We start from the raw sequence: 19,015 nt of genomic DNA on the forward strand, positions 1-19,015 counted from the left end.
CTACTGGTGCTACTGGCGACACGGGTGCTACTGGTGCTACTGGCGACACTGGCGCTACTGGTGCCACAGGCGACACGGGGGCTACTGGAGCTACAGGTGCCACGGGCGACACTGGCGCTACTGGTGCTACAGGAGACACAGGTGCTACTGGTGCTACTGGTGCTACTGGCGACACGGGCGCTACTGGCGCTACTGGCGCTACTGGCGACACGGGCGCTACTGGTGCTACTGGAGCTACAGGACCGACTGGACCAGGAGCTACGCTAGCATTCTCAAATACTGCTGGAACTATAGATGTTGCTCCGCCATTAAATACTGAAGTTACCGTTGCATCTGTGACCTCAAATGTTACAGCAGGAGATAATATTAAAGTTGACTATGCTTTAGGATATGAGGGTGTATTTAGTGCAGCTTGGAGCGTTACTGCTGAATTTAGATTGTATAGAGATGACACCTTAATTGCTACAAGAACACTTATTCAAAGTGGTGCTCAAGCTGAAACTACGGACTTCCCTATCTCCAATACCTTTGTCGATACAGCCCCAGCCACTGCTGCAAGCACCTATGAAGTACGTGTTATTACAACAGCCGCTACGAACTTAACTTCTGCATCAGCTATTAACCGGTATTTGAATACAACGGATTATACAACAACTTAATATTTTTCTTCTCAGAATCAAAAATCAATAATAGCGTTAATTCAATACTGGAACGGCTGTCCGAAAAAGCCATAAATAAAAAAGTTGGGCGGAGAAACGCAATGTTTCCCGTCCAACTTTTTTGTTCCTGCTGGAAAGTGAAGATGCCGACTCCCCTTTGCTTTCGTGTACGCGGGCTTGAAGAGGTAAAGGCCGCAATCTTCACCTTCTTAGATGTTACAGCTCGTATGTCCAATTAACATTAAGAAGCCGGGCATGTTCCGATCTTTATCGTATTCGCTCCACACAAAATAAACCGTTTCTTCCGCACACAGGACACCCAAGGCTCCCATCCTACGAAGAAGAAACGGTTCATCCACACTCACTACACCTAAACAGCTCCAGCCCGCTTGATCTGCTTGCTGCGGAGCTGACCACACGCGGCATCAATGTCCACGCCATGCTCCAACCGGACGCTGCAGCTAATTCCTTGCTTTTTGAGCGTGTCATAAAATTGTCGTACAACCTCACGATCCGTGCGCTGATACTGGCTATGCTCGTCCACCGGATTATATGGTATCAGATTCACATTAGCCAAGGATCGGATGCTGCTCACCAGCTCCGCAAGCTCCACCGCATGCTCCGGCTGGTCGTTCACATCCTTGAGTAGGATGTACTCTATCGTGATTCGACGACGCGTTTTAGTCAGATAATACTGAATAGATTCCATCAAGCGCTCAATCGGAATGGCTCGGTTAATCTTCATAATGCGTGTACGCAGCTCATTGTTTGGCGCATGCAGCGAGACCGCCAGATTGACGCCAAGGCTGCTGTCCGCGAACTCCTCTATCTTGTTGGCAAGTCCACTCGTAGACACGGTAATGTGCCGCGGCCCAATCGCCAGTCCCTTATGATCCTTGATCACTTGTATAAAGTCGCTCATATTCTGATAATTGTCGAACGGCTCGCCAATACCCATCACAACGACATGACTGACCCGCTCCTGACGGCCGGCCTGATCTAGATAGAGCTGCACCTTCATAATCTGTCCCACAATTTCTCCGCTGCTCAGATCCCGGCTCTTCGCTAATAGGCCACTGGCACAAAAGCTGCAGCCAATATTACAGCCAACCTGCGTCGTTACGCATACGGACAAGCCGAACTTATGGCGCATCAGCACGGTCTCGATCAGATTGCCATCGCTCAGCCGGAATAGGAACTTCACGGTTCCATCCGTTGCCTCCTGCTTCACATGCTCGGTCAAGGTATCGATCGCGAAGTGCGCCGCCAGCAGTTCCAGGCATTCCGGCCTGACATCGTCCATCGCCTCAAAGGATGTCACGCGCCTGCGGTACAACCACTCCCACACCTGCATCGCCCTAAATTTCTTATGTCCCCGCTCGAGCAGCCAAGCTTCCAACTGCTCACGAGTCAATCCATAAATGGATGGCTTATTCATGCTTACCCTCTTTTCAATCGCTTATGATTCATAACCTTATTAACTGTTCTATAGCAACTTCAGAGCCGCTGCTCCGACATAGTTTTTCATGGCTCAACATTATTATTGTCCCAGAGTTTTTTTATTAAAACAAGAGGGAAATTACAGTCTGCTGTCTGTCTCCCGCCCTCCCATCCTACTCCTCTTATTCGCCTGCCATCCGCTGTGATCAGCATGGGATATGCAAGGAATGACGCATAAAACAAGACGCTTGAGGTCGGTAGTATAGGTTGCAGAAGCCTCTTATTCTATAGAATGAGCCATATACCCAGAACGGTTATTTAATAGAATGCATATACTACTTTGAGCTTAATTGAAGGGTGAGGTTAAGGACAACCTATGCCGCTCTTGTGCGCCGAGCAGAGCATGCGATTGTTCCTATGACTTCCGAAAGGTTCCAGCCTTTCACTTCAGTAGACCGCGCTCCCTATCGTCCACCACTGTACTGGGACAAGCAAGGGAAGGATCATGCAGCTAGAACAGGTCGGTGCGAGCACCGAATCAGGCTTCCAGTTGTTGGCTGTAACGCAAAGGAGGAATAACTTCATGGCTATTGTGAATTTGGTTGTGAACGGTGGCTTCGAGACAGGGTCTTTCCCGCCTTGGAATGCTTCTAATGCTATCGTTACAAGTGCCTATGCCCATACCGGCTCCTTCTCTGCCGAATTGTTAGGAGGAGCAACCACAGCTTATATTAGCCAATTCATTCCTGTAATGAGCGGCCAAATTCTAGAGTTTCAGGTCTACCTGTCTAGAATTGGCCCAAATCCTGCTTCTACGGTTACGCTTCAGTTGTTCTATTATGACAATGCATTTAACCAGGTTGGACAAGAGTTTCTGATTAATGTTCCCGGAACCAATATACCTGACGTCACACAAACGGGATGGCTGCTGGTCTCCCGAGCGGTGGGGCCGGTTCCTGCGGGAGCCACACAAGCATTTTTGTTAATTAATACGGTTCCGCAGGCGGGCAGCGCCAATATTCTGGTTGATGATGTCGCGTTATTATTCAATGAAGGTGGTGCCACGGGGCCGACGGGGCCAACAGGGGCTACAGGTAGCACCGGACCAACGGGACCGACGGGCAACACCGGACCGACAGGACCGACGGGCAATACCGGACCGACAGGACCGACGGGCAACACTGGACCGACAGGACCGACGGGCAACACTGGCCCGACAGGACCGACGGGCAACACCGGACCGACAGGACCTCCGGGAGGTGCCACAGGATTCACTGGGCCGACAGGACCAACGGGGCCGACGGGGCCGACTGGGGCTACGGGAGACACTGGCGCGACAGGCGCAACAGGTGAGACTGGACCTCCAGGGGGTGCCACGGGCAATACTGGACCTACAGGGTCAACAGGAGCGACTGGTTCGACGGGTGCTACCGGTACAGTTCAGCCTAACCCGTTCGACGTCTATGTGCTTGCAGGAGCTACAGGAGGAAATGGTACTCAAGCCAGCCCGTTTGGCACCATACAGCAAGGTGTAAGTGCAGTTTCACCTACAGGAACTGTGAATATTTTACCCGGCTCCTACACCGTCAGTGCGACAATTTCAGTGAATAAAGCAGGCGTTACCCTGCGCGGCTACGCCGGGACGATCATTACGCTGACCGCAGCAGTAATTCCCTTCATTGTTACAGGCAGTAATGTAACAATTGATGGGTTGACGATTACAAGCGATAACGCTTATGCAGTAGAATTTGTTCAGCTAGGTGGCGTTAACCATCGCTTGATTAACAATACCATCTTCGGCCCGCCGCAAGCCGGTCCTTCAACAGGCTGGGTGGTCAACCGCGGCTTCGTCACTCAGATCGGTAATATGACCAATCTGCTTGTCCGCAACAATATTTTCTATTCCTTGCGTCAGCCTGCTTATCTGAACCCGAATACGACGGGATTCATTGTGGATAATGTCACCTATAACACAAGGGGCTTTGTTGTCGATTCTGCAATCTTCCAATTCTCAGGAAATTCCTGGGGAAGCCCTGTTAATGCTGTCGATATTGCACTTCTGGCTGGCACGCCAACTGGTGCCCCATATGATCCATTAACAGACTTGACAAACAACAACAGCGTCGCAACCATTAGCGATCAAAGGTAACGGAGTAACAGGGTCAATCTAACCATCCATCCCTAGATACAGTACTGAATAAGCGGTCATCCTCAAATGAAAGCACGCCCCAAGCTTGTAGATGGGGCGTGCTTTTCATATTATCGTCCAAAACTGGGGCTCCCTTCCCTAATGAGAGCCACCTGCTCTTCATCATTCATGTTGTTGCATGAATAACCTGCCACGCTCGAAATCTGCTCCCGTTGGAGTTTGAAGGCACACCCTAGTCACCACGCAGCAAGCGCCACTAGAGACGGGCAGCTACAGCGGGTAGCCGAAAATGTTGTAGCGGCTTCTCTCTAGCTACGCTTACTGCGAGCTCAGGTAATATTGAATAAGCGCCTGTGTCCCCTTGTTCTCCAGTCCTTGCTCCGCCAGTTGCCTATATAGCGACTCGGCTAGCGACAGTCCGGGCAGCGACAGCCCCATCTCCCGGGCGGCATCCAGCGCAATCCCCATGTCCTTAATAAAATGCTTGATATAAAAGCCCGGCTCATAATCGCCTGCCAGCATGCGCGGCCCCAGGTTAGCAAGCGACCAACTGCCCGCTGCACCGCCAGCGATAGCCTGCAGCACGGTCTGCGGATTCAACCCGGCGCTCTGCGCATACGCGATCGCCTCACATACCCCCATCATATTGGAGGCAATCGCAATCTGATTGCACATCTTCGCATGCTGTCCTGCCCCGGCTGCCCCTTGATGCACGATATTGCTCCCCAACAGCTCTAGCAGCGGCCGCACAGCGGTTACGGTCTGCTCTTCTCCGCCTATCATAATTGATAGCCGCGCCTCCCGGGCGCCGACATCGCCGCCCGATACCGGGGCATCAAGCGCATGCAGCCCTCTGGCCGCGCAGGCCTCTGCGATACGCTGCGCCAGCAGCGGACTGGAGGTCGTCATGTCGATCAGACAGCTTCCCTGCCGGGCATTAGCGATCAGCCCTTCCTCCCCTAGATAGACCGCCTCCACATCCTGAGGATAGCCGATCATCGTAATGATGACATCGCAAGCTGCCGCCAGCTCAGCGGGTGTCTCCTGCCAGATAGCGCCCTGCCTGACCAATTCCTCTGCTTTCGTGGGAGTGCGGGTGTACACATGAAGCGGGTAGCCTGCCTTCAGGATATGCCCGGCCATGCTGGCGCCCATCACACCTGTACCGATGAAGCCTACGGTTGCATTCTCCGGTGAATAGTTCATTTCACTTCCTCCCCCTTCTGCTCCATCCTATATTCTGCTTACTATATTCTGCTTACTATATTCTGCTTACTAGCTCCATCATATCACTTTCCAGACCCCGACAGGGTAATGGACCTTACTTACTCCTGTGCGGCCCATACGATTACCTTCCCTGAGATTGCAGCCCTGAATCCAAGACCGCCCTGGGGTTCACCATCTGCTTGGCATCATTCTCCGACTCCTGAGGCAACGGCCGCAACCGGCGCAGCTCAAGAATGAAGGTACTGCCAGCAGGCGAGCTAGAGCCCAACCATAATTGGCCGCTCTGTGCTTGCGCGAGCAGTCGACTGTAGGTTAAGCCCAGCCCAAGACCGCGTGTCTGCCGTTTCTTACGCATCCCGCGAAAGAAGCGCTCGAAGATGTGGGGCTGCTCCTCCTCGGTTATGCCGCTGCCGTTATCCGATACCTCCACCGCGATATGGTCCTCCCCAGCACGCAATCGTATCTCGATGCAGAGCTTCCGTTCCGGTACCGCTGCCTGCTGAGCATTATTTAATAGATTGACGACGATCTGCTGGATTCTGAGCGCATCTCCGCCAATGATCCCGTCAGCAGCAGACGACTCCACTACGACCTCCACCGGCACCTCGTTCTGTGCCAGTTGCCATTGATAGGCGATCTCTCTCACCAAGGCTGACAGCTCCACCGCATCCTTACGCACCTCCAGACTGCCTGAGGAGAAAGCATTGTAATGGAGCAGATCGGCCACCATCCTCTCCAGCCGAACCGATTCTTGAAGTGCAATGTCGAGAAACTCGTTGGCCTCCTCATGTGTGACTACCCCTTCACGTATCGCCAGCAGCAGCCCTTTAATTGAGGTGACCGGCGTCTTCAGCTCATGCGTGACCCCGGCCAGCGACAGAGCTCTCCATTCCTCCAACTGCTTCAGCTTCAGCGCCATATCCTGGAAGGAAGCGACCAGCTCCGTCATTTCCTGCTCGTGGGTTTCGACATTCAGGTCAACATCATAATTGCCATTGGCAATATGTCTGGCGCTGACAGCTACCTTGCGAATCGGGCGGGACAGCTTGCGGGACAGCAGATACACCGTGAACCATCCGCACAGGATGAGCGTGAGCAGCAGCACCGTCACCAGAATCATTTCATTGGGACTATACATCAATGAACGCTTGGATTGCAGCAGCGTCACCTGCCCCTTAAGCTCCCCGCCGTTCTCGATCGGGGTAGTGATCGCCATGAACCGTCTGTCCCTGGAGTCGCCCAGATCATCGGTCAGCTTCTTCTTCACCTCGCTGTCCGTCAATCTGGGTCTGGAAAACAGCAGATTACCCTGCTCATCCAGCACGAGCAAGCACATGTCCTTACTATCAATCTCAAAAAACGATGTCCTGCTATCGAGCAGCCTGTCAAAATTCGGTGGAATTCGCAATTCCCCATTCTCCGTAACGACACGCTCCGCAATCTCCTGTCCTAGCAGCGCCGCCGTATTGAGGCGACTGCTTTTGGCCGTATCCATTATCCAGTAGACGGCACATAGTGCGATAATCGCCAGGCTGGTACACAGGATGATAAAGTAGCGAAATGTCCAGTACGACAAAATCGATGTCTGCTTCTTCCTCACTCTTTTAGGCAAAATTGATACCCCATTCCCCGCAGCGTGCGAATCTCCCCCACATCCTGGCACCAATGCGACAGCGACTGGCGCAGCCGCTTAATGGACAAGTCTACCGCCCGATCGCTCCCGTCATAATCCATGCCCCACACCTGTTCAATGAGCTGCTCTCGTGTAAAGGCACGGTTAGGCCGCTCGGCAAGAAAGAGCAGCAAGGACAGCTCACGGGGACTGAGCGCCACCTCTGCGCCGTTCACGAGCACCTGCTTGGCGGCAAAATCGATCTGCAGATTGCCGAACATCCTGCGGCTGCTGCCATCCATCCAGATGGGCCGACGCCGCAGGACCGCATTCACCCTCGCCACCACTTCCTCCGGCACAAAGGGCTTGCTCATATAATCATCCGCTCCGCCATCCAGACCGGTCAGCCGATCCTCGATGCCATCACGAGCCGTCAGCATAATAACCGGGCAGGTGCTCTTGCTGCGAATCATCGATAACAGCTCCAGCCCATCGACATCCGGCAGCATAATATCGAGCAAGACGAGCACCGGCTCCTCCAGATCGAACTGCCGGAGCGCTTCTTCGCCGTCTGCGGCCCGTATCGGCCGGTAGCCAGCTCGCTTGATATAGGCAGCCAGCACACGTGAGATGGCTGCCTCATCCTCAACGATCAATATCGGCTTCACAGGGCACACTCCCTCCGACTTTCTTTATTTATGATTTATCATATCTGTGCGGCCCTCGCAACCTTTCACGCATCCAAATTAAGGGTAATTGGAAGGAGATGTCATCGACATCATCCCGACACATTCCTTTGCTATATTAATAATCAAGGTTGTCCATATAGAGAACATGCTGCAAGCACAAGAGAATAATGATTTAGGGGGAGACATGAGGCGCAGCACATCGAAAATAAACCGATAGAAAATGGGAGGAGTTTATAATGAGTAATAAAACAAAAAAATGGTTGATTGCAGGTGCCGCTGTACTGATTATTGGAGGCGCGGGCTATGCCGTCATGAACAATTACCTGGGCAATAATGTAGAGATTACCCAAGTGATTTCTAGTGAATCGTCGGCTGCAGCCTCCGCAACCAGCAGCACGAATAGTGGTTCCGATCCCGGGACAGCAGTTCTCATCGGAACCGATCAGTTGAACGGACTATGGAGCATAGCTGATGGCTCGAAGGTTTACTTCTCTGTCACCACCTCCAAGGAAACCGTCAACTTCGAGAATGCAGCCGTAACAGGCCAATGGAACGTAAATGCTTCGGAGGCCAGCAGCATGACAGGGGAAGGCAGCATCGACCTGAGTCAGACCAATTCGGGCAACAGTCAGCGAGATGGGCATATCCAAGGCTCCGATTTCTTCAATGTTGAGCAATACCCCAACGCCACCTTCACCGCCACAAGCTTCGACGGCATCCCTGGAGAGTGGACTGAAGGCACAGCCTATGACCTTACGATGCACGGCGTATTGAGTCTGCGCGGAGCGGATAAGGAGGTCACCTTTACCGGCAAAACCGTCTATGAAGGTGGCCAACTGAAGCTGTCCGGCACAACGGTGGTCACCTTCGAGGATTTCGGCATGGAGAACCCGCATTCTGTGGTCCTTAGCACTGAGAATGATGTACGTGTCCAGTTAGAGCTTATACTGACCAAATAAGAATCGCAGAGTCTTCAAAGCCGGGCACCGCTGTCCCTGCGAGTATGCACCTGGCATCAGCCTTGCCTGCCCTCTATGGTCTGAAGGTTCGTTCCATGCTGGGGGCGGCGGCGCTTCTCTCTTTGCAGTTTCTGCTATTCACGCTCCCCGCCGCCATCCTCACCTGACAGCAGCTTTTCCCTCATCTTGTCCTCGTACCGGGCAAATGTCGCCGAATGACTCCAGCCCCTGGCCTCCATTAATGACTGATAACGCATCTTCTTAAGCGAGAGCTGCTGGTTAAGCCGGGCACGCTCCTGATCATTTCGGCAACAGGCAATCAGTTGCTCCAGCGTGACCATCTCCTTGCGGATTTGCATTTCCTCAGGGATCATGCCGGCATTTTTGAGCAGCTTGTAGCTTGCTCTCAGCTCCTCGGGCACTCCTGAAGCATCCTCCAGTTGCAGTGGCCGGCCTGCACCGGGCAGATTGTCGAATTCCCCCTTGCGTATCGCTTCTTGTATCTTTTCCTCAATGATCGAAGACATCCAGTCCATGTTATCCCTCCTGAACGTATAGCCGACCGCTTCTATCCACCGAACGTCATCTATCCGTATTAATAGTTCCAGCTCTAGTATACCCGCTGATGGCAGAAGCGAGCAGCAATTTTTAGTATGCCGTATAAAGGCTCAAACCAGAAATCAGTGCTTGACTTGGGCCGAGATGAGACGCTATGGGACAGAGGGTTCTTCCGATCCCGTATAAATGACTGGAATCTGGTTATTTTACAAATACTAGCCCGACAAGGAGGATACCCACATGAACATACAATCCGGCACCTATTATTGGCCTGATACGTTCCCTGATCCGCCTGCTTACCCAGCCTTGCATGAAAATATCGCATGCGATGTGCTGATTGTAGGTGGTGGCAGTTCAGGAGCACAATGCGCTTATTACCTGGCAGATCAACCGCTGAAGGTTGTCGTTGTTGAGAAAGGAAAAATAGGCAGTGGCAGCACAAGCACGAATACCGCATTGATTCAATATTCCGGAGAAAAGATGTTCACCAATCTGATCCATTCGTTTGGAGAAGACTATACACGCCGACATCTGGACCTGCTGCATCGCGCCATCGACGAGATCGAAGCCGCCGCCTCGCGCACCCGGCTGGATTTTGAATTTTGCAGAAGAGATACCTTGTATTGCGCTAGCTGTACCGAGGATGTCGCGCCGCTCCATGAGGAATACGAGCTGCTTAGACGTCTTGGCTGCGACCTGGAGTTCTGGTCCCAGGAACAGATCGAAGCTCATTACCCTTTCAGCAGAGAGGCCGCCATCTACTCCCGGAAGGACGCGGAGCTGAATCCGTTCAAATTCACACATGCACTGCTCGATTATGCCGCAGAACATGGCGTCCGCATCTATGAGCATACGGAGGTCAACGGTCACTATTACGAGGATGGACACCGCCTCGTCGTGATGACAACCAAGGACGGCTTCACCATTACGGCAAGGCAGGTGATATTTGCCGCGGGATATGAGGGCATAGAGATTCATAAGGACAAGCAGGTATCCTTCGTGAGCACCTATACCGTCACTACAAGCCCCATCAGAGACCTGTCCTCCTGGTACCATCGCACCCTGATCTGGGAGACCGCCCGTCCCTACATCTACATGCGTACAACCGCCGACAACCGTATCATTATCGGCGGATTGGATGAGAATACCGACTACCCGGAGGTTCGCGACCGCAAGCTCGTCCATAAGGCAGACAAGCTGATGGAGGAATTGACCAAGCGCTTCCCCGATCTCGGACAAGACGTGCGCGCTGAGTATGCGCTGGCTAGCTTCTATGGGGGAACAGCAGATGGGATGCCCATCATCGGGCGGTATGAGAAGTATCCCAACTGCTATTTTCTATTCGCCTTTGGCGACAACGGCACCGTATACAGTCAGGCTCTGTCCAGACTGATCGCCAAGGAAGTCGCGGGCGAGCATGACCCTGATCTGCAATTATATCTTTCGGAACGTCCACTGCTACAGCAGCCGGCAGGGCTTCCCGTCTCCTGAGAAGCAATGCCGCGATGAACAGCAGCACGGCCTGAGCCATATGACTCGCCCGCTGCTGTTCAGGGCTTCCGCCTCTCAACCTAAGCCTCCATGCTGCAATGAAGACGCAACCTGCCCGCTTCACGATGCCTCCCTATGCTGGGGATGGTCACGCCACCTGCTCCTGCAGAGCAGCATTCGTGCCCTATCCTTCCCCCATTCCTCCCCAATCAGCAGCATTCATCTTCCCACCTCCTTCTGGCCTGCCATACTCCTACAGCACTCGCCATTTACAGGTTTAATTTGAACAAAATCCAGAAAAATCGACACCATAATACTACATTATTTTTTCACGAATCAAACTTTAAGTTTAACACATATTGATAAGTAATTATCTTTAAAAATAAGTAATTAACCATTTAGTCACCCAAAACTCATCCACAAAAAATGCAGAATATAAACCTTTATATTTCCTGGAATGTCAATTTAAAATCAGTAAATATGTCGAAAGAATAGGGAGAACTAGCCAATGATCAGAGAAAGAGGGGAAGGAGCGTATAAGGATAGGCGTAACAGGGAATGAAGCATGATGAAGCAAGAAGAGAAGAGGGAGAAGGGAGAAGAGAGAAGAATAAGAGGATGGATAGCTTCCAGAATGGGATAGAGTAAAGTTATAGTATGGTGTGGCATGGGATGGAATAGGATAGACAACACGCTCGCACGTGTATCCAAACAGGAGGGGAATAAGAACGAGCTTCGGGAATATGAGGTCGAGGGTGAGGGCGAGGGAATAGGGCCCGAAGAGGCGGTAAGGAGGTGCAGAAGGAGAAGGCAAGGCAGGAGGCGGTCGTAGCGGCTGCGACCGCCTGGTCAGGCTGACAGCGCACTCTGTGATGGAGAGGGTCTGCTGATCAGACTAGGGAGTCAGAGTCCGGGAATGTCCCTGCATCCCGACGCCGCTGAAGACCGTCTCCAGCATGAGAGAGGCTGCTGCATTGCGCGCCAGGCGCCCAGACTGGACCTCCTGCCATGTAACAAACAGCATCCAGTACATCACATTCAGAATCCATTCCTTCGTCATATCCTGCCTGAAATAGCCTCTCTCCTGCAGCCGTCCGATGATCTGGCTGAGAGGCTCCATCAGCTTGGCCTCGGCTGCTTCCAGCTCCGAATTATATGCCAGTGAGGAGTGGTGAATGAGGAAGTGAATTTTATCCCCCAGAGGGATAAGAGCTTCAATGAGTCGCGGAATATAGTTGTTCAGCTCCTCCTCCTCCGTTGGAATCTGACGGACGGTTTCGCCTACTACCTCAATCGCGCGCAGGCCCAGCTTCAGCAGCAACTGCTCGCGGCTCTCCACATAACGATGCAGTGTCGCAATCCCGATCTTGGCGTGTTCCGCAATCTCATGAAGGGAAGATGTCGGCTTTTCCACAAGCAGTTCGGTAGCCGCATCAAGAATTGCATTCATTCGCGCTTCCCTGGTCGCGCTTCTGGTTTTATTGCTCATCCCTTATCTCTCCTCAAATGATACATTATACTATCATATGAGAGTATGTTAAACGAATTGTCATATCAAATCAACTACTGACTGCACTTTCCATCTCTTGATCCTGCCTGGCTTGTGCCACATAACGACATTTCGCGCTGCGGGCTAAAGAGCTGCGCGCGGCGCTCTGCAGCATAGGCGACCAATCGAACACACAGACACAAAAGCGCAGACGGCATTGCACCCCCATAGAGGGGCAACCATGCCGTCTGCGTAAGTATGACCATAGTATACTGTTATTTCTTGACCTTGTCCGGATACGGAGGCCCGTATAGAATAAAGGCACTAAAGGAGGTCCCGCCGACCACGGCATCCAGCTCCGACTCCTCCAGCTCTCGCTCACCGGAGATCGCTGTCTCGCCAACCAGTTGGCCAGCTTCATCTAACCGAAACGTGATTTCGATTCCCTCTGGAATCTCATGCCCTGTCAATTCCTTGACCGCTGCACCCGCATCCTCAAGCACCAGCTCCAAAAACGCCTTGTCTGTCGCTGCGCGCTCCTTCAATTGTTCAAATGCTGCATTGGCCGTCTCTGCCGTCCATTTCATCTTCATCGCCCCTAATATCAGATAGAGTTCTGTTGCAAGCTCTATTATAGAGAAATGAGGATCAAGAATCTGTAACTGCAGTTACAAAATGCAGCATTTTACAGGGGGAGCCCCACTTGATTATGCTTTGCGGACAAATTCGGATTTGAGCTTCATCGCTCCGAAGCCATCGATTTTGCAATCTATATCATGGTCGCCGTCCACTAGGCGAATATTTTTGACACGAGTCCCGATCTTGACCACCGAGGAGCTCCCCTTGACCTTCAAATCCTTGATCACCGTCACCGTATCCCCATCTTGCAATATATTCCCATTCGCATCCCGATACACCTTCTGCTCCTCCTGCGGGGCAGCATCAGCCTCAGGGTTCCATTCATGCGCGCACTCCGGGCAGATCAACAGATTCCCATCTTCATATGTATACACCGATCCGCATTGCGGACAATTTGGCAGATTTGCCATGTTACCTTCACTCCTCATTGTATGTAATAACCCCATTATGCTGCGGCGACCAACAACGCATGACCCATTACGAAGCCGCCGCGGCTACCTGCTCCAGCAGCCTCTCTGCCGCATCCCTCTCCATCGACAATATGCCGACCGTCTCGATGATGCGCCCTTGTTGGAGCCGTTCATCCAGCCATTCTGAGACAAACCCAGGTGCGTAGCCTCGCTGACCGAACTCCCCTCCGAAGGCAATCATCTCCGAGTAGCGTGCGAGGTACTGCTCGCGGGTCGTGTCTGGATAGCAACCTGTGTAGAGCCAGAATTGCAGGTCATACATCAAGTACGATCGCTCATCCGCGTGGAAGGAGAACGATCCCTTCTCCTCCACCACCCGAAGGCAGATCGCTCGTATCTGCTGCTCCAGCTTATCCGGCTCGCCAGTCCTGGCGCATAGCTCAGCAAGCAGCGGCGAGAACGCCCCGTTCCTCACCCGCTCCAGCGCATCCTGCTTGTCCTGCTCCGATGTGTCATAGACATCGCTATGCACCAGCCCGCGAATAAAGGCCTCGAAATTCTCGGCTACAAACGTGATCTCATAGTCATCCTCCTGGTCGACATGAATCACCTCCGGTTCCCCATCTGGGCCGCAATGCGTATAATCCAGCATCACCACATCATGCCCCGCTGAGGGACAGTCACAGATAACAACTCCAATGTCTGGATAGCCCCACTCCTCAATCATGAAGCGTCCCCCCAGCTCTCCGCAGAGCGAGTACCTCTTATCACGGCCAATTCCCATGATGCCGGTGATTGCTATATGATCGGGCGACCAGCTTGTGGGCTCCTCCATCGGAAAGCAGTCGTTCACCGGAATGCCGCCATTTTGCGTTTTCATCAGCGCGATATACGAAGCCGGGAGCTTGTAGCCAAGCTCTGCTTCAATGGACGCGATCAGCTCATCTGTTGGAGCTTCGCATACATACTCCTGGCGAGAGTAGTCGCTGTCCTTCCAGAAGCCGCTTAGATCCATCCCCGCAAAAGGAGGCGCCACTGATATACCTGTTGCCGAACCTGATGCAGCCGCCTTCGCCGCCCGCTGCCTTGCACGCTCCTGACTGCGCTGCTGCTTGGCCGCACGATCGCGGCTCCATGCCAGCAACCGCTGCAGATGCTCATCACCGGGTGACAGCTCGTCCGCCCGCTCCAGCGCCTGTACCGCTTCCTCATAGCGCCGCAGGTGATAGTAAGCATAGCCTCCCCTATAATGCCATATGGCATCTCTATCCCCTTCTGCGATTGTATGGAGCTGCTCCAGCGCCTCCCCATAGCGTCCCAGATTATTCAGGGCACGAGCCAGATGTCCGGTAAGCTGCGCACCGCGCTCCGGCTGGGGAATAGCCACGACCGCATCCACGATGCGTTCAAACTCATCCTCCTCATGCCATTCGTCCAGTTGCGCCAGCCATGCTGCCATCATAGCTTCACCTCCATTCTCGATAGCAGAACCTATAATCTATTTAATTATACCTTGATTTCACTCTATTGGCACAGACGACACAATAATGTCGCCTCTTGGCTTGACGATTGGCGGAGCCGTACACTATATACAGCAAGCCAAAAAGAAGCCGATCGTACCGCCATGCGGTACGATCGGCTTCTCCTCCAGCTAGCTGTCTTCAAACCCCAACGGGAGCAAAACTTGCCGAATCTCCGTTCCGGGCAAGGCGCTTACCCGTCGCTCCTGTTGCTCCTGTCGCTCTGACAGGTCGCACATAATTGCCCTCATCACGTCCCGCAGTAAGTACGGTAGGGTAGGTTCGACGGCTCTGGCAGAGCAGCATAATCACATTGCTGCGGCCGATGCGCATAGGGATCAGCCAGCGCTTCCAGCAGACGCTCCATTACGGACAGATCACCCTCCTCGGCGGCGGACAGTGCAGCCTCGACCTGGTGATTGCGTGGAATGAGTGCAGGATTACTGCTGCGCTGCAGCTCCAAAGCTTGCTCGGCGGACTCAGGCTGGCGTTCCTGCCGCTCCCGCCAGCGCTCTTGCCAGCGTACATACTCCGGTGCAGCAGCCAGGTCGCCCGGAGCAGCTTGGCCGAAGGTCAGCGCAAGGAACGTATTCGTATAGTCCGCCCGATGGGTTTGCATCAGACCGAGCAAATCCAGGATCAGCTCCTTATCTCCATCCTCTGCATGGAACAGACCCAGCTTCGCCCGCATGCCCCTCAGCCACTCATGATGATATTGCTCTCCGAACTGCTTGAGTGCCTCCTCGGCCTGTTCAATAGCCCGCTCCTCATCCTCGCCCAGCAACGGCAGCAGCGACTCCGCCAGCCGTGCCAGGTTCCATGCCCCAATGGACGGCTGATTGCCGTAGGCATAGCGCCCCTCCCTGTCGATCGAGCTGAAGACCGTCGCCGGGTCGTAGGTATCCATAAATGCACAAGGACCATAATCGATCGTTTCTCCACTGATCGACATATTGTCTGTATTCATCACACCATGGATGAAGCCGACACACATCCACTGCGCGATCAGCTTCGCCTGCGATTGAATCACCTCTTGCAGCAGCGCCAGATAGCGATGCTCTGCCTCCAACGCCTGCGGATAATGACGCTGCAGCGCATAATCCGCCAGCGCGCGCAGCGCCTCCGGCTGACCGAGAGCAGCCGCGTATTGAAAGGTGCCCACGCGCAGATGGCTGGCGGCCACCCGTGTCAGGATCGCGCCGGTGATCAGTGATTCCCGTACAATCTTCTCGCCTGTCGTGACGACGGCCAGACTGCGGGTGGTCGGAATGCCTAGCGCATGCATCGCCTCGCTAATGATATATTCCCGCAGCATCGGTCCCAGCGCCGCTCGTCCATCCCCACCGCGGGAGTAGGGTGTCAAGCCGGAGCCCTTGAGCTGAATGTCGATCCGCTCGCCCTGCGGTGTTATCTGCTCTCCCAGCAGCAGCGCGCGGCCATCACCCAGCATGTTGAAGTGCCCGAACTGATGGCCAGCATAAGCCTGAGCCAATGGCTCCGCCCCCTCCGGCACCCGATTGCCCGCCATGACATCTACATTGCCTGCGCTGCGGAGCGACTGCGCGTTCAGCCCAAGGCTGGATGCCAGCGGTTCATTAAGAATAATGAGCTGCGGGGCGCGCACCGGAACCGCCAGTTGCTTCTTAAAAAAAACATCTGGCAACCGGGCATAGCTATTGTCGAAGCTCCAGCCTGCGGCCAATTCTTGTGTTGTCATCCTGCGCCTCCTACACTGACTTATATTTTGAAAGTTACTTATGTTCTATCCCCCTACTTAGTAGTATACCCTTTTATTCCCCCCGATGCACAGTTGAGCCTTGCCTCTGTTGCCGCCGCTCAAGCGGAACAACTGACCGTTATCATTCCAACCCAGCAGGGACGGCAATTACGCCTCACCATGCAGGAGGCTCCAGCTCCGCGCTTGACAGCGCTCCGCAGACGAAGAAGAAGCCTCCACCCGCGTCGCCTACGCGAAACGATGGAAGGCTTCTCTTAAGCCATCTACTGACCTCTGCCGCCCTGTCCTCTGTCGTTGCCGGATTCACCCATGCCTTGGCCGCCCATACCGCCGCCGGGGCCACCCATGCCGCTCCTGCTGGTGGTCACGCCCGATTCATTGATCCAGGTGTCCGTGCTGCTCAACTGGAAGGACGTCACCTGAGTTCCGCCACTATAGGCGCCACCAGTGTACATACCATTCTGAGCCGTGCCTGTGTCACTGCCACCCGAATAGAGCGTGTAGGTGGTTCCCAGCTTCAGCTCAGGCGAGCTGATGACGATCGACTGATAATTCTTCGCTGGCGCAAAGGTGAGAATCGTATTGCCTTCGCTGTCCTCCAGATGGACAAGCTCTCCAGCCTGCTGAGCCTGGGAGTAGGCCATTGCAACTGACGGCTGGCTGGACGAGTCCGAGGCCGACTGCATCATACCCGAGCTGCCTGCAGCAATCAATGTGCCTCCGCTTAACTCGAAGGTTCCGTCATAATCCAGTGGCCCATTGCCATTGTTAGTCGGACCATTCACAATGACCATGCCGCCGCTCATGACGATATTCCCATTGGCATCCAACCCGTCGCCATCGGCATCGACATGAACAGTGCCGCCAGTGATGGTGATTGTATTGTTCAGTCCATCATTTCCTGCCGCGTTGATGCCATCATCCGAGGCCTTCAATTGAATGTCTCCGCCCTTAATGACCACATCCGTTCCTTCGATCCCCTCATAGCTGGTCGTAATCACAATTTGGCCGCCTTCGATGGTCACTGCTGTATCAGCATGAATACCATCATCGCCTGTAACGATAGAGAACTCGCCGTCCTGTATCGTCACTGTACCATTGCTGTGAATGGCATCATCCGCGGAATCGATTGTGAACACACCGCCACGGATCATGATCGCCCCAGAAGCCTTCAGACCCTTCATGCTCGGCGTATCGTCCGTTGCTGCTGCAGTAGCAGCCTCAGTGGAGGAGGATACAGCAGCCGTCTTCACTGTCGGCGCGACAGTAGAGGTATCTCCAACTGCGGAGACTGTCGCTCCATCAGTAGACGCTGTGTTCGATACAGCATTGCCTGAGGTCGTCCCGCTTGGCGGCGGCCCCCCTGGGGCTGCGCCATCTGGTGCCGTGCCGTCTGGTCTTCCCATTCCCATACCCATGTCTCCGCCGTCTCCGCTCCATCCCTGCCCTCGGCCTGGGCCGCCTCCGAAGGTCTCCGTCTTCACCTCGGCATTTTGGTAGCCGCCTCCGGTTATTATATTGAACGTGCCGCCGTCCACCATCAGGGTCGTCTCCGCTTGCAGGCCATCATTGCCTGCTTCGATGGTATACGTACCGCCGGCGATCGAGATGAAGCCCTTGTCCGTATCGGTATCGTTGGAAGACTTGAGCCCATCGCCCTCAGCCTTGATGGTGAACGTGCCATCCAGGATAGCGATCATATCCTTACCCACCATACCATCGTCTGCCGCCTGAATATCCAAGGTGCCGCTCACAATTTTAAGATCATCCTTGCTCGTAATCCCATCATTGTAGTTCCCTATCACCGTCAGCTTGCCTGTGCCATTGATGGTGAGGTCATCCTTGCTGAAGATCGCTGCTGACGGCTCATCGGTATCTGCGTCGGGATACACATAATTGCTCGCATCCTCGACCAGATTGGTTGTGCCCGCTGCCAGAGTAATGACCGTCTTATCTGCCGCCTTGATGTAGATCGGCGCACTGGTGCTGCTACGAAGCTCCGTTCCATTCAGCACCAGCCTTACCGTACCGCCATCCTGAGCGTCGACGACGATCTGCCCATCGCTCAACGTGCCGCTGAGCACATAGACGCCGGATTTAGAGATCGTCACCACACCATTGCTTGCTACTGCTCCAGAGCCGCTTACTGTAGCTCCTTGTCCGCTAAGCTGTATCGAAGTCGCACTCTCCGCGGTCCAGTCCACCTCATAGTCATCCTGGTCGAAGCTGACCGTCGCCGCTGCCGACGAGCTCCCATTCACAGAGGAGGCCACAGTCTCATATTGTACGGTCGCAGAGCTTCCACTGCTTGCGGATGTCTGAACCGTTCCAGATGGAGTCGAGCTGCACGCGGAGACCAATGCGGCACACATCAGGGCAATCATTAATTTACTGCCGATCCCAAGTTTATTCATCGTAATCATCCTCTCATCGAT

15 protein-coding genes and 1 pseudogene are annotated in these 19,015 nt (G+C 53.8%); 5 read left to right on the plus strand and 11 right to left on the minus strand.

The genetic code is table 11. The features are described from left to right. Both ACY1JZ_RS24720 and ACY1JZ_RS24725 read left to right on the plus strand, forming a co-directional pair. Positions 1 to 267: pseudogene (locus ACY1JZ_RS24720) on the plus strand (hypothetical protein); the annotation flags it as partial. A 68-nt stretch (positions 268 to 335) separates the two neighbouring features. After that, the gene (locus ACY1JZ_RS24725; RefSeq protein WP_462631405.1) at positions 336 to 659 is read left to right on the plus strand and encodes a hypothetical protein; all 324 of its coding nucleotides are present in this window, start codon (positions 336 to 338) and stop codon (positions 657 to 659) included. Positions 660 to 1,029: 370 nt separating this feature from the next. On the opposite strand, the gene rlmN is transcribed toward ACY1JZ_RS24725, so the two are convergent. Further along, the gene (gene rlmN / locus ACY1JZ_RS24730; protein WP_462631406.1) at positions 1,030 to 2,097 is read right to left on the minus strand and encodes a dual-specificity RNA methyltransferase RlmN; all 1,068 of its coding nucleotides are present in this window, start codon (positions 2,095 to 2,097) and stop codon (positions 1,030 to 1,032) included. Between the two features lie 585 nt (positions 2,098 to 2,682). Here rlmN and ACY1JZ_RS24735 point away from each other — a divergent pair. Next, positions 2,683 to 4,248: an NTTRR-F1 domain gene (locus ACY1JZ_RS24735; RefSeq protein WP_462631407.1), complete on the plus strand. Its 1,566-nt coding sequence runs from the start codon at positions 2,683 to 2,685 to the stop codon at positions 4,246 to 4,248. Between the two features lie 318 nt (positions 4,249 to 4,566). Here ACY1JZ_RS24735 and ACY1JZ_RS24740 read toward each other — a convergent pair whose 3' ends face one another. The 3 genes from ACY1JZ_RS24740 to ACY1JZ_RS24750 all read right to left on the minus strand — a co-directional run bounded on the left by ACY1JZ_RS24740 (position 4,567) and on the right by ACY1JZ_RS24750 (position 7,755). Next, positions 4,567 to 5,454, minus strand: coding sequence for an NAD(P)-dependent oxidoreductase (locus tag ACY1JZ_RS24740; protein ID WP_462631408.1), 888 nt, complete (start codon positions 5,452 to 5,454; stop codon positions 4,567 to 4,569). 142 nt (positions 5,455 to 5,596) lie between these two features. Next, a complete protein-coding gene (locus tag ACY1JZ_RS24745; protein WP_462631409.1) occupies positions 5,597 to 7,087 on the minus strand; it encodes a HAMP domain-containing sensor histidine kinase in 1,491 nt (496 codons plus the stop codon). Further along, positions 7,072 to 7,755, minus strand: coding sequence for a response regulator transcription factor (locus tag ACY1JZ_RS24750; RefSeq protein ID WP_270166786.1), 684 nt, complete (start codon positions 7,753 to 7,755; stop codon positions 7,072 to 7,074). Before ACY1JZ_RS24750 ends, ACY1JZ_RS24745 begins: the two co-directional genes overlap by 16 nt. A 257-nt stretch (positions 7,756 to 8,012) precedes the next feature. Between ACY1JZ_RS24750 and ACY1JZ_RS24755 the strand changes: the two genes are divergently transcribed. Next, the gene (locus ACY1JZ_RS24755) at positions 8,013 to 8,735 is read left to right on the plus strand and encodes a YceI family protein (protein ID WP_462631410.1); all 723 of its coding nucleotides are present in this window, start codon (positions 8,013 to 8,015) and stop codon (positions 8,733 to 8,735) included. Positions 8,736 to 8,869: 134 nt separating this feature from the next. Here ACY1JZ_RS24755 and ACY1JZ_RS24760 read toward each other — a convergent pair whose 3' ends face one another. Further along, entirely contained in the window at positions 8,870 to 9,271 is a 402-nt protein-coding gene (locus ACY1JZ_RS24760) for a DnaJ family domain-containing protein (protein WP_462631412.1), read from the minus strand. Positions 9,272 to 9,533: 262 nt separating this feature from the next. Here ACY1JZ_RS24760 and ACY1JZ_RS24765 point away from each other — a divergent pair, with 262 nt between their 5' ends. Further along, positions 9,534 to 10,784, plus strand: coding sequence for an NAD(P)/FAD-dependent oxidoreductase (locus tag ACY1JZ_RS24765; RefSeq protein WP_462631413.1), 1,251 nt, complete (start codon positions 9,534 to 9,536; stop codon positions 10,782 to 10,784). Positions 10,785 to 11,679: 895 nt separating this feature from the next. On the opposite strand, the gene ACY1JZ_RS24770 is transcribed toward ACY1JZ_RS24765, so the two are convergent. From ACY1JZ_RS24770 to ACY1JZ_RS24795, 6 genes are all read right to left on the minus strand, one after another. After that, a complete protein-coding gene (locus ACY1JZ_RS24770; protein WP_270166791.1) occupies positions 11,680 to 12,273 on the minus strand; it encodes a TetR/AcrR family transcriptional regulator in 594 nt (197 codons plus the stop codon). Positions 12,274 to 12,548: 275 nt separating this feature from the next. Continuing rightward, the gene (locus ACY1JZ_RS24775; RefSeq protein ID WP_462631414.1) at positions 12,549 to 12,860 is read right to left on the minus strand and encodes a hypothetical protein; all 312 of its coding nucleotides are present in this window, start codon (positions 12,858 to 12,860) and stop codon (positions 12,549 to 12,551) included. A 120-nt stretch (positions 12,861 to 12,980) separates the two neighbouring features. Continuing rightward, the gene (locus tag ACY1JZ_RS24780; protein WP_270166793.1) at positions 12,981 to 13,322 is read right to left on the minus strand and encodes a zinc ribbon domain-containing protein YjdM; all 342 of its coding nucleotides are present in this window, start codon (positions 13,320 to 13,322) and stop codon (positions 12,981 to 12,983) included. Between the two features lie 67 nt (positions 13,323 to 13,389). Beyond that, complete coding sequence (locus tag ACY1JZ_RS24785; protein WP_462631415.1) at positions 13,390 to 14,784, minus strand: SMI1/KNR4 family protein; 1,395 nt, start codon at positions 14,782 to 14,784, stop codon at positions 13,390 to 13,392. Positions 14,785 to 15,092: 308 nt separating this feature from the next. Then, complete coding sequence (locus ACY1JZ_RS24790; RefSeq protein ID WP_462631416.1) at positions 15,093 to 16,559, minus strand: protein adenylyltransferase SelO; 1,467 nt, start codon at positions 16,557 to 16,559, stop codon at positions 15,093 to 15,095. 284 nt (positions 16,560 to 16,843) lie between these two features. Further along, positions 16,844 to 18,994, minus strand: a complete 2,151-nt coding sequence (locus tag ACY1JZ_RS24795; protein ID WP_462631418.1) for a carbohydrate-binding domain-containing protein — start codon at positions 18,992 to 18,994, stop codon at positions 16,844 to 16,846. Positions 18,995 to 19,015: the final 21 nt, after the last annotated feature.

This window comes from Paenibacillus sp. J5 (genome assembly GCF_054955055.1).